Origin of the sequence: Paraburkholderia sp. GAS348 (assembly GCF_050434205.1) — a bacterium.
Lineage (GTDB): Bacteria > Pseudomonadota > Gammaproteobacteria > Burkholderiales > Burkholderiaceae > Paraburkholderia.
This window is the reverse complement of the sequence record NZ_JBNPVT010000026.1, coordinates 30,826-42,559: the sequence shown is the minus strand read 5'-3', so window position 1 is coordinate 42,559 and position 11,734 is coordinate 30,826. Positions and strand designations below refer to the sequence as shown.

The window sequence follows — 11,734 nt, the reverse complement described above, 5'->3', positions numbered from 1 at the left end:
TGAATTGAACCTTGTTATCGTCGTTGCCGCGAGATAAACGCCGCGATTGCCTCGTTCAACGCGTCCGGCGCATCGCGATGAGGCGAGTGCCCACACGCATCGAGTTTGACCAGTTGCGCGTGCGGTACGCGCTCGCCGATCGTATCGATCTGCGCCATCGTGCCGTAGTTGTCGTCGTGGCCTTGCACCGCGAGCAAAGCTTGCTTGATGGCGGCCAGTTCATCGACGATGCGCCATTCCCTGAACGCCGCATTCAACCAGATATCGTTCCAGCCATAGAACGCGGAATCGACGTCCGAGTGATAGCGGCTGAGCTTGCTGCGCAGATCGGTGGTTTCGTAGAGCGCTTTGGTCTGCGCGATGCTTTCCACCGAGAGGTCTTCGACGAATATATGCGGTGCGATTACCACCGCGCCGGCCAATGCATCCGGATGCAGCGCTGCGTAGAGCAGCGCGATCGAGCCGCCGTCGCTATGCCCGATCACCCACATGCGCTTGCGCGCCTGCATATCGATATCGAGTACGCCGAACAAAGCAGGCAGGATATCGCGCGCTTGTGCGGTCATGAAATCGACTGGCCACTTGACGGCGTGTTCACGCGGTGTGGACAGTCCATACCCAGGCCGTGAATAGACAAGGCCACGCATGCCGAGACGCTCGCATAAGGCTTGCGGCCAGTCGCGCCACATCGCAACCGAGCCGAGTCCTTCATGCAGGAAAACGGCGATCGGTGCATTGCCTGCCGCTTCGTTCACCCAGCGGTATTCAATGCGCAACGGCCCATGCGACGCCGTGGCGGGCAGCTCTGCGAAGTCGCTGACAAAGGCCGTGGTTGCGGGGTTCTGCATGGATCACCTTATGACTGTTCGCGCAGTTTGAAGCGTTGAATCTTGCCGGTAGCGGTTTTTGGCAAATCGTCGACGAACACGATATCGCGCGGATACTTGTGCGGCGCGAGCCGTTCCTTGACGAAAGCCTTCAACTTATCCGCGAGTATCTCAGACGGCGCGAATTCGCGCTTCAACACCACGAAGGCGCGGATCTTGACGAGGCCGCCGTGATCGACGCCAACCACTGCGGCTTCCAGCACCGCTTCGTGCTGCACCAGGACCATTTCCACCTCGACGGGCGATACGTACTGACCGCTCACTTTCAACATGTCGTCGCTGCGGCCCGCATACACGTAGCAGCCGTTCGCGAGGCGTTGGTATTTATCGCCGCTGCGAATCCACTCGCCAAGGAAGGTCGCGCGCGACTTCTCCCGATTGCTCCAATACATCAACGCCGCGCTCGGCCCTTTGATAAATAGATCACCGACTTCGCCATCGGGCACCGCATGCCCGGCTTCGTCGCGCAGTTCCACTTCATAGCCGGGCACGGGGCGCCCCGTGGTGCCGTATTCGACTTCGCCCGCGCGATTCGACAGGAAGATATGCAGCATTTCGGTCGATCCGATACCGTCGAGAATCTCGCAGCCGAAATGTGCTGTAAAGCGCTCGCCGATTTCGCGCGGCAGCGCTTCGCCCGCCGACGTGCATATGCGCATCGCGACGTCGGCGCGTGGGGGCAGGTTGGGCGAGACGAGCATGCCCGCGTAGAGCGTCGGCACGCCGTAGAAAATGGTCGGGCGATGCCGCACGAGGCGCGTGAAAATGGCGTCAGCGGTGGGGCGCTCCGCCATCAATACGACCGTAGCGCCGACCGAAAGCGGGAACGTCAGGCCATTACCCAGACCATACGCAAAGAACAATTTGGCCGCCGAGAAAACCACATCGCTTTCGACGATGCCGAGAACCGGCTTTGCGTACAACTCCGCAGTCCAGTACAGATTCGCATGTGTGTGGACCGTGCCTTTCGGTTTGCCGGTCGAGCCTGACGAATACAGCCAGAACGCAATATCGTCGCAACCTGTCGCGCATGCTTTGACAGCCGGCGCGGCCGCGTCGATCAGATCTTTGAGTCGCGGTGCGGCTAAAGGCTCACTTGCGTCGCTTTCGGGCGGCTGTGAGACGATCAACTGGCAACCGTCGTGTTCGGCCGTATCCATCGCCTGCGTGACATTCGAGAGCAACGCATCCGATGCGATCACGGCGCGCGCGTGGCTGTGCGTCAGCATGTACACGTAGTCGGCTGCGGTGAGCAGCGTGTTCGCGACGACCGGCACGACGCCCGCATAGAGCGCACCGAGAAAGGCGATCGGCAGTTCGACGGTATCGAGCATCACCAGCAGCACGCGTTCTTCCGGATGCACGCCGCGTGTGCGCAGTGCGCTTGCGAAGCGCCGGGCCCGATCTTCGAGTTCGCCGTAAGAGGTGGCGCCGGTGTCGTCGATATACGCGGTCTTACCGGCGCGCGATTCATTCAGCCGAAACAGGTAGGCCGCGAAATTAAATGCCGCAGGCGGCGGTTCGACCGTCGCGGCGGGCTGACGCGCAGCCGGTTCCAGCAGGGCATCCATATGTCTCCTCCATCGGGTGAGGCGGTCCGGCGGTTATGTGCTTATGATCCGCTCGATGCGTACTGTCTGATTGCTCGATGCTTGTCTCGTGCCGCTACGCTGCGGGCAAATGCGTGATTTGCGTCAATGCGTCGATTGCAGTGTTCGATGCCTGAATCGCAGAGCGCCTGTGATAGAAACCCAATGCACGCAGGCCGCCGAGTGCTTCGCCGGTAATCGGGTCGGTCAGCGTCGTGCCTCCACCGCCGCCCGCGACCCACTGGCCTGCGACGTAGTTTTTCAATCGTTCGCGCATGGCGGGTCTCAGGCGAGCCTCCAGATCAGCGGGCGCACGCACGTTAACTCGTGCGTATCGTCTCGCCGTTTCCGAGACGCTGCCGAAAAACCTCGACAGCGTTGGTTATTGGATCAATATTTGGCGAAAATTAACTGTTCAACAAGTGCCCTGTCAAGCACTATAGTACATGTAATGTATTCAAGGGGCAGTTAAACATGAACCAAAATTACTCTTCCGCGCCGCCGGACGATCCAGCCGATGAGGACGCAAGCCGCGCGGGTCGGGCCAGGCGCGGGGCCGGCAAAGGGGCTAACCCAGAGGCCGACCCAGCGGCGGAGCGCGGCGGCGAGCGCGAGGAGCGCGATCCTTTTCTGACGGCGATGGGCGATCGCGTGCGCCTGCTGCGCGCGCGCCGCGGCATGACGCGCAAGGCGCTGGCGGCCGAAACCGGTTTGTCGGAGCGTCATCTGGCGAATCTGGAATCGGGCGTGGGCAATGCGTCGGTGCTGGTGCTGCGGCAGATCGCGGCGACGCTGAACTGCCCGCTGGCCGAAGTGATCGGCGACGAGACCACGGCTTCCGCCGAATGGCTGCTGATCCGCGAATTGCTGCAGGGGCGCGACCAGGCGGCGCTGCAGCGCGCCCGCGTGGCGCTTGCCGAGATGTTCGCGCAAGCGCCGCGCGACCCGCACCGCAAGGACCGGATCGCGCTGATCGGCTTGCGCGGGGCCGGCAAGTCGACCTTTGGACGGATGCTGGCGCAGGAGCGCAAGGTGCCGTTCGTCGAACTCACGCGTGTGATCGAGCAACTTGCCGGCTGCCCGCCATCGGAGATTCATTCCCTCTATGGCGCGAGCGCGTACCGGCGTTATGAACACCGGGCGCTCGAGGCGGTGATTCAGGAGCACGAGCGCGCGGTGATCGCGTCGCCGGGCGGGCTGGTGTCGGAGGCGGGCACCTTTAACGCGCTGCTGTCGCACTGCTTCACCGTGTGGCTGCAAGCCACGCCGGAAGAGCATATGCGCCGTGTCGTCGCGCAAGGCGATCTGCGCCCGATGTCCGGCAACAAGGAAGCGATGGATGACCTCAAGCGCATCCTGGCGGGGCGCGGCGAACTGTATGGCCGTGCCGACATGATCTTCGACACCAGCGAAAAAACCTTGGCCGACGCCTACTTGCAACTGCGCGACCGGCTTGCCGCAAGGCTCGCGGCCGAGTCGCCGGACGATGTCTGACGTGGTGTGGGATTCCAGGGTTTACTAGTCAACATGCATTAAAGTGCTTTACATGGGTATTGCGGTGCACTATTGTTCAAAAAACAAGTTTTGCATCGTCCAGTCAGGAGACGCCCCATGTCCACGCCAGAAACCGCAATCGCGCCAGTCGACTACCGCACCGATCCCTCGAAGTACAAGCATTGGAAGCTGAGTTTCAACGGTCCCGTCGCGACCCTCGGTATCGACATCGCCGAGGACGGCGGCATCCGTGACGGCTACAAGCTGAAGCTGAATTCATACGACCTCGGCGTCGATATCGAGCTGCACGACGCGATACAGCGCATCCGCTTCGAGCATCCCGAAGTCAAAACAGTGGTGCTGACGAGCCTGAAAGACCGCGTGTTCTGCTCAGGCGCGAACATCTTCATGCTGGGCCTGTCCACGCATGCCTGGAAGGTCAACTTCTGCAAGTTCACCAACGAAACGCGCAACGGTCTCGAAGATTCGTCGCGTCATTCGGGTCTGAAGTTTCTCGCTGCCGTGAACGGTGCGTGCGCCGGTGGCGGTTATGAACTCGCGCTCGCCTGCGACGAAATCTATCTGGTGGATGACCGCTCGTCGTCGGTATCGCTGCCGGAAGTGCCGCTGCTGGGCGTGCTGCCGGGCACGGGCGGCCTGACGCGCGTCACGGATAAACGCAAGGTGCGTCACGATCGTGCGGACATTTTCTGCACGGTGGTCGAAGGCATTCGCGGTGAGCGGGCGAAAGCATGGCGTCTCGTGGATGAAGTCGTGAAGCCGAATCAGTTCGACCAAACGATTCAGGCACGCGCGCTCGAACTCGCGGAACAAAGCGATCGTCCGGCGGACGCGCAAGGCGTGGTGCTCACGCGGATCGAACGCACCGACCGCGAAGACGGCCTGACTTATAAAACGCTCGACATCACGATCGATCGTGCGAAGCGGATCGCCACCTTCACGGCGAAAGCCCCGCAAGCCGGACAACCCACGGAGATCGACGCGATCGTCGCTGCCGGCACGAACTGGTGGCCGCTGCAGTTCGCACGCGAACTCGACGACGCGATCCTGTCGATGCGCACTAACGAACTCAACATCGGCACCTGGGTCTTCAAGACTGAAGGTGATGCCCGTAACGTGCTCGCTGCCGATGCCACGCTGATGCAGCACAAGGACCACTGGTTCGTGCGCGAAACCATCGGCCTGCTGCGCCGCACCTTGGCGCGTATCGACGTGTCGTCGCGGTCGCTGTTCGCGTTGATCGAACCGGGCTCGTGCTTTGCAGGCACCTTCGCGGAACTCGCGTTCGCCGCCGACCGGAGTTATATGGCGGCACTGCCGGGCAACGAAGACGAAGAACCGGCGATCACGCTGTCGGAAGTCAACTTCGGTCTCTATCCGATGGTCACGCATCAATCGCGGCTTGCCCGTCGCTTCTATGAAGAGGTCGAGCCGCTCGACGCGGTGCGCTCGAAGATCGGCGAGGCGCTCAAGCCTGTTGAAGCCGAGCGTCTTGGCCTCGTGACCGCGTCGCCCGACGATATCGATTGGGCCGACGAAATCCGCATCGCGCTCGAAGAGCGCGCGGCGATGTCGCCGGATGCCTTGACCGGTCTGGAAGCGAATCTGCGCTTCAACGGCCCGGAAACGATGGAGACCCGTATTTTCGGGCGTCTCACCGCCTGGCAGAACTGGATTTTCAATCGGCCGAACGCAGTGGGCGAGAAGGGCGCGCTCAAGGTGTATGGCAAGGGCAGCAAGGCGCAATTCGACGTCTCGCGCGTTTGATTCTTTCCGACGCGACGCAACGTAACTGAAAAAACGCCGCCTGCCTGATACGCGCCTCTCATCCGCAAGCTCTGTATTCCGACCAGGGAACCGACCATGTCATCGATCAACTACAGCGAAAAGATTCCGAACAACGTCAATCTCGCGGACGACCGCGCACTGCAACGCGCACTCGAACAGTGGCAGCCGAATTTTCTGTCGTGGTGGGGCGATATGGGCCCGGAAGGCTCGCACGGCTATGACGTGTATCTGCGCACGGCGGTGAGCGTCGACGCCGGCGGTTGGGCGCACTTCGATCACGTGAAGATGCCGGACTATCGCTGGGGCATTTTCCTCACGCCCGGCGAGCAGGACCGCAAGATTCACTTCGGCGAGCACAAGGGCGAGGCGGCATGGCAGGACGTGCCCGGCGAGCATCGCGCGAATCTGCGTCGCATCATCGTGACACAAGGCGATACGGAGCCAGCTTCGGTCGAGCAGCAGCGGCATCTGGGTTTGACCGCACCGTCGATGTACGACTTGCGCAACCTGTTTCAGGTGAACGTGGAAGAAGGCCGCCACCTTTGGGCGATGGTGTATCTGCTGCATCGCTACTTCGGCCGCGATGGACGTGAAGAAGCCGAAGCACTGCTCGGCCGCCGTTCGGGCGACGCAGACAATCCGCGCATTCTCGGTGCCTTCAACGAGAAAACGCCGGACTGGCTCGCGTTCTACATGTTCACGTACTTTACCGACCGCGACGGCAAGTTCCAGTTGTCGGCACTCGCCGAGTCGGGTTTCGATCCGCTGGCGCGCACCACCAGGTTCATGCTGACCGAAGAAGCGCATCACATGTTCGTCGGCGAATCGGGGGTGTCGCGCGTGATCCAGCGCACCGCGCAAGTGATGAACGAGCTGGGTACGGACGACGTCGCGAAGATTCGCGCGGCCGGCGTGATCGATCTGCCGACCATCCAGCGTTATCTGAATTTCCATTACTCGGTGACGATCGACCTGTTCGGCGCCGATCATTCTTCGAATGCGGCCACGTTCTATAGCTCGGGCCTGAAGGGCCGCTATGAAGAGAACAAGCGCGACGACGATCATCAACTGAACGGTCAAAGCTACAAGCTGCTCGACGTGCAGGACGGCAAACTCGTCGAGCGCGAAGTGCCGATGCTCAACGCCATGAATGAAGTGCTGCGCGACGACTACATTAAAGATTCGGTGGCGGGCGTTGGCCGCTGGAACAAGGTGCTCGAAAAGGCCGGCATCGATTTCCGCATGACGGTGCCGCATAAGGCGTTCAACCGGCAGATCGGCACGTTTGCCGGCACCCGTATATCGCCGGATGGCCGTGTGATCAGCGAGACCGAATGGGCCGCGAATGAAGCGAAGTGGCTCGCCTCGCCGGAAGACCGCGCGTATGTCGCTTCGCTGATGGGCCGCGTGACCGAGCCCGGCAAGTTCGCGAACTGGATTGCGCCGCCGGCAATGGGCGTGAACCGTCAGTCGGTCGATTTCGAATACGTGCGCTTTAACTGAGTACGGCGATTAACAACGTGCGGCGTCGTATTCGCACGAATATAGGGTGGAGGAAGTCATGAACGGCCCAGTATCGATCGAAGTTCTCAGGCAGCATCTGATCGATCCGGAAATCTGCATTCGCTGCAATACCTGCGAAGAGACTTGCCCGGTCGATGCGATCACGCACGACGAGAACAATTACGTGGTCAAGGCGGATGTCTGCAATGGCTGCATGGCGTGCGTGCCGCCGTGTCCGACCGGCGCGATCGATAACTGGCGCACCGTGTTGAAGGCCGATGCGTATTCCATCGACGAGCAGTTCAAATGGGACGTGCTGCCTGAGCAGAACACGATGGCCGTGCCGGCTGCTGAAGATGAATCGGTCGCGGCGGGAGCGTCAGTCGATGCGCCGACGGATGCAAGCGGTATTGAAGTCGATACCGTGCGCGGGTCGGTGGTCCCGCCATGGTCCGCGGCGAAACCGTACGTGAATCTTTATACGCACAAGGCGCCGACTACCGCGACGGTGGTCGGCAACTACCGGCTCACCGACGGATCGACCGATAGCGACATCCATCACATCGTGCTCGATTTCGGTTCGATGCCTTTCCCTGTGCTGGAGGGCCAGTCGATCGGTATCCTGCCGCCGGGAGCGGCCGCGGACGGCCGCACGCATCACGCGCGGCAGTACTCCATCGCGAGCCCGCGCGACGGCGAACGGCCCGGCTATAACAACGTGTCTCTCACCGTGAAGCGCGTTTCCCGGCAGCACGGCGACGCGCTCGATGGGATTTGCTCGAATTATCTGTGCGATCTGAAGAAGGGCGACGTGGTGAGCGTAATCGGACCGTTCGGCGGCACCTTCCTGATGCCGAATCATCCGAACTCGCATCTGCTGATGATTTGCACCGGCACCGGTTCAGCGCCGATGCGCGCGATGACCGAGTATCGCAGGCGGCGTCGTCTGAAAGGCGCAACCGGCAAGCTGATGCTGTTCTTCGGCGCGCGTACGAAAGAAGAGTTGCCGTACTTCGGGCCGCTGACGAATCTGCCGAAGGATTTCATCGACACGAATCTGGCGTTTTCGCGCACGCCGGGGCAGCCCAGGCGCTATGTGCAGGACGCGATGCGCGAGCGCGCGGCCGACGTCGCGCACATGCTCAAGGACGACAACACGCATATCTACGTGTGCGGGTTGAAGGGTATGGAAGACGGCGTGCTGCAGGCGCTGAAGGATATCGGCGAACAGCACCAGCTCGACTGGGAAGCGTTGTGGACGAAGTTGAAGCGGGAAGGGCGGTTGCATCTGGAGACGTATTGATCGGCTAGCGTCCGGCCGAGAGTGGGCCCGCATGCTTTGCGGGCCAAGCGGCTTTTACCAGATCGTTTTAACGTGCCGATACGCGCGAATTTTTTCGTCTTTTGTCACTAGCGGTACGGCAAACTTGCGTGCGGTTGCCACGATCATCCTGTCGGCTGGGTCCTTATGGAACTCACCGGGAAGATCGACGGACTTCGTTGCGATTTCCACATCGACAGGTATAAAGCGTACAGCTTCGATTGCCGAGACGGTGGCGAGCCAACTGCTGACATCCATCGAGAGTAGGAGCCTCTCTCGCTCCACCAGCATGGCTATTTCCCATGCGGAAATAGCCGACACAACGATTTCCCCGCCGGCCATTTCGTGCGCGATGGCAGTTTTTGCTTTCTTGCTTAACGTCGAATCGCCGGTGACCCACCAGACCAGAGTATGGGTGTCCAGAACGATCACTGCGCCGCCTCCCAGTCGTCTTCTCCAACGGGAGTGGTAGGGTTGTCGTAACGCACGACTGAGCCGCGTAGCACGTCTAGTGGACTGCGTTCTACGCCGCGATAGGGCCGCACTTCAAGCGCTGGCTTGCCGTGGTCGGTGACAATCAAGCTTTCGCCGGACGCCTCCACTTGCCGGAACAATTCGAGCGCCTTGGCCTTGAATTCAGACTTCGATACCAGATTGCCTTGCATGATAGCTCCTATAGTCATGTGCCTATAGTCACTATTGTACTCAAAAATGACTAGATGGATATAGTCATTGATCGACTGATCCTTTGCCTTGCGCCGGCGACACCGCCCCACACGCCCGAATCACCAACTGCACGACTTCCTCCGTCGTCGCTTCGAACGCTTTCTGCGTCAGCGCGCGCTTGCCTTTGAGCGCGCGAATCTGCGCGTCGAAGTCGGCGTAGTGCTGGGTAGTCGCCCAGATCATGTACATCAGAGTTTGTGCGTTGACCGGCGCCAGCAGCCCGCGTGCGATCCAGTCGTCGATGACCTTCACCCTGCTGTCCAGCCACGGCTTCACGCGCCCCGTGAGAATGTCCTCCATATGCTCCGCGCCGTGGATGATCTCGCTCGCCCATACCTTCGAACCTAATGGCCGGCGGCGCGACAACTCCATTTTCGCGCGTACGTATCCGCCGATCGCTTCGACAGGATCGTCGCTGCATTCGAACGTATCCGCCGCGCGGTGCCAGTCTTCGAACAGGTCTTCCAGCACACGCCGGTACAACGCGAGTTTTGTCGGGAAGTAGTAATGCAGGTTAGCTTTCGGTAAGCCTGCGCGTTCCGCGATCATCGCCGTGCTGGTTCCGTCGAGTCCTCGCTCGGCGAAAACCGCTTCGGCGCACGCCAATAAATGCGCTTCATTCGACTCGCGAATATGCGCCTTGCGCCGCCGCAAAGGTGCGCGCGTTTCGTCCAGTGTCTCGTCGTTTTCCGTGATGTCGGCAGCCACGCTGTTGTCTCTCATGTTGGCCTTCATCGGCATGTGTGCCGCGTCGCGCTTCATTCTAGTCGTTTGAGCGCGGATGGACACGCGCAATCGAGGCCGTCGAAAAATCCGTGCTGCAGTGCAATGGCACGCTTCTCGCTATGTTTCCCACCGTACGAAAGGTGTTGATTTGGCGGGCTTAATCGTCTACAACCTGTCCAACTGGACAGGATTGAGAGAGCGGGCGATGCCCTAGGGTTTGCCCTCTGTATAAGAGGCAGTCGAAGGGATCGAGTGTGCACCGCCGCCGTGCGGCCACGCCCCAAACCCGCCGCCCATGCACCAGTTTCATGTCGATTCACCGAAAGGAGCGAGACGAATGAACGCGGTATCCGAAGCGCTGAAGCAGGCAGAACCCGCTACGTCGATCAGGGTCGACGGCAAGCGGCTGTGGGACAGCTTGATGACGATGGCGAAGATCGGCGCGACGCCCAAAGGCGGTGTCTGCCGGCTGGCGCTGACCGACCTCGACAAGCAGGGGCGCGACCTGATCGTCAGTTGGGCGAAGGAAGCGGGTTGCACGGTCAGTGTCGATCAGATGGGCAATGTGTTCATGCGCCGCGCCGGGCGCAATCCCGATGCGCTGCCGGTCATGACCGGCTCGCACGCGGACTCGCAGCCGACCGGCGGCCGTTTCGACGGCATCTACGGCGTGCTCGGAGGACTCGAAGTGATCCGCAGTCTGAACGATCACGGCATCGAGACCGAGCATCCGGTCGAAGTGGTGATCTGGACCAACGAAGAAGGCTCGCGCTTCGCGCCCGCTATGGTTGCCTCGGGGGTGTTCGCCGGTGTCTTCACGCTGGACTATGGCCTCTCGCGCAAAGACGTGGACGGCAAGACCATCGGCGAGGAGCTCAAACGCATCGGCTATGCGGGCGATCTGCCTTGCGGTGGCCGTCCGTTGCATGCCGCGTTCGAATTGCACATCGAACAAGGGCCGATTCTCGAAGCCGAGCAAAAAACCATTGGCGTGGTGACCGATGCGCAAGGTCAGCGCTGGTACGAAATCACGCTGACGGGGCAAGAGGCGCATGCGGGTCCGACGCCGATGCCGCGCCGTCGCGATGCTTTGCTCGGAGCCGCGCGCGTGGTCGATCTGGTCAATCGCATCGGGCTGGATAACGCGCCATTCGGCTGCGCGACGGTCGGCATGATGCAGGTCTATCCGAACTCGCGCAATGTGATTCCGGGCCGCGTGTTCTTCACCGTTGACTTCCGTCATCCCGACGACGCGGTGCTCGCGAAGATGGATGCCGCGTTGCGGCAAGGCGTGGCGGATATCGCGGGCGGCATCGGTCTGGAAACCGAACTCGAGCAGATCTTTTACTACGCGCCGGTCGCTTTCGACGAAGCCTGCGTGAAGTCCGTGCGCGCCGCGGCCGAACGCTTCGGCTATTCGCATCGCAACATGGTGTCCGGTGCGGGACACGACGCCTGCTATCTGTCGCAAGTCGCGCCGACTTCAATGGTGTTCGTGCCGTGCGTCGACGGGATCAGTCACAACGAGATCGAGGACGCCACCTTCGAATGGATCGAAGCGGGCGCTAACGTCTTGCTGCACGCCATGCTCGGAAGAGCGTGCGAGCCGGTTTCATAACGCTTTCGCAGTAGCGGTTGCGGTTTGTGGTTGATTCACCAGCCTCACCGTAGTGCCCATA

The 11,734-nt window shown here is 61.1% G+C and carries 11 protein-coding genes; 5 read left to right on the top strand and 6 right to left on the bottom strand.

Features of this window, described 5'->3' with window-relative positions; genetic code table 11:
• Positions 1–14 precede the first annotated feature (14 nt).
• The 3 genes from P3T22_RS28815 to P3T22_RS28805 form a co-directional block, all read right to left on the bottom strand.
• The gene (locus tag P3T22_RS28815; RefSeq protein ID WP_063496719.1) at positions 15–848 is read right to left on the bottom strand and encodes an alpha/beta fold hydrolase; all 834 of its coding nucleotides are present in this window, start codon (positions 846–848) and stop codon (positions 15–17) included.
• Positions 849–856: 8 nt separating this feature from the next.
• Positions 857–2,458 carry a benzoate-CoA ligase family protein gene (locus tag P3T22_RS28810; protein WP_429326798.1) on the bottom strand — a complete coding sequence of 534 codons (1,602 nt, stop codon included), beginning with the start codon at positions 2,456–2,458 and terminating at the stop codon, positions 857–859.
• Between the two features lie 94 nt (positions 2,459–2,552).
• Complete coding sequence (locus tag P3T22_RS28805) at positions 2,553–2,753, bottom strand: hypothetical protein (RefSeq protein WP_429326814.1); 201 nt, start codon at positions 2,751–2,753, stop codon at positions 2,553–2,555.
• 197 nt (positions 2,754–2,950) lie between these two features.
• Between P3T22_RS28805 and P3T22_RS28800 the strand changes: the two genes are divergently transcribed.
• The 4 genes from P3T22_RS28800 (at position 2,951) to boxA (ending at position 8,585) form a co-directional block, all read left to right on the top strand.
• A complete protein-coding gene (locus P3T22_RS28800; RefSeq protein ID WP_429326797.1) occupies positions 2,951–3,970 on the top strand; it encodes a helix-turn-helix transcriptional regulator in 1,020 nt (339 codons plus the stop codon).
• Between the two features lie 117 nt (positions 3,971–4,087).
• Positions 4,088–5,758, top strand: coding sequence for a 2,3-epoxybenzoyl-CoA dihydrolase (gene boxC, locus P3T22_RS28795; protein WP_063496715.1), 1,671 nt, complete (start codon positions 4,088–4,090; stop codon positions 5,756–5,758).
• Between the two features lie 96 nt (positions 5,759–5,854).
• Complete coding sequence (gene boxB, locus P3T22_RS28790) at positions 5,855–7,282, top strand: benzoyl-CoA 2,3-epoxidase subunit BoxB (RefSeq protein WP_429326796.1); 1,428 nt, start codon at positions 5,855–5,857, stop codon at positions 7,280–7,282.
• A gap of 58 nt (positions 7,283–7,340) precedes the next feature.
• Positions 7,341–8,585 (top strand): benzoyl-CoA 2,3-epoxidase subunit BoxA, encoded by a 1,245-nt coding sequence (gene boxA, locus P3T22_RS28785; protein WP_429326795.1) that lies wholly within the window; start codon positions 7,341–7,343, stop codon positions 8,583–8,585.
• A 54-nt stretch (positions 8,586–8,639) separates the two neighbouring features.
• Here the strand turns inward: boxA and P3T22_RS28780 are convergent, their stop codons facing one another.
• From P3T22_RS28780 to P3T22_RS28770, 3 genes are all read right to left on the bottom strand, one after another.
• Positions 8,640–9,035 carry a type II toxin-antitoxin system VapC family toxin gene (locus tag P3T22_RS28780; RefSeq protein WP_429326794.1) on the bottom strand — a complete coding sequence of 132 codons (396 nt, stop codon included), beginning with the start codon at positions 9,033–9,035 and terminating at the stop codon, positions 8,640–8,642.
• Positions 9,032–9,268 carry a type II toxin-antitoxin system Phd/YefM family antitoxin gene (locus tag P3T22_RS28775; RefSeq protein WP_063496711.1) on the bottom strand — a complete coding sequence of 79 codons (237 nt, stop codon included), beginning with the start codon at positions 9,266–9,268 and terminating at the stop codon, positions 9,032–9,034. Before P3T22_RS28775 ends, P3T22_RS28780 begins: the two co-directional genes overlap by 4 nt.
• 64 nt (positions 9,269–9,332) lie before the next feature.
• Positions 9,333–10,091 carry a TetR/AcrR family transcriptional regulator gene (locus tag P3T22_RS28770; RefSeq protein WP_082855083.1) on the bottom strand — a complete coding sequence of 253 codons (759 nt, stop codon included), beginning with the start codon at positions 10,089–10,091 and terminating at the stop codon, positions 9,333–9,335.
• A 301-nt stretch (positions 10,092–10,392) separates the two neighbouring features.
• On the opposite strand from P3T22_RS28770, the gene P3T22_RS28765 reads away from it, so the two are divergent.
• On the top strand, positions 10,393–11,673 hold the full coding sequence (locus tag P3T22_RS28765) for a Zn-dependent hydrolase (protein ID WP_063496710.1): 1,281 nt from the start codon (positions 10,393–10,395) through the stop codon (positions 11,671–11,673).
• The last annotated feature ends 61 nt before the right edge of the window (positions 11,674–11,734 follow it).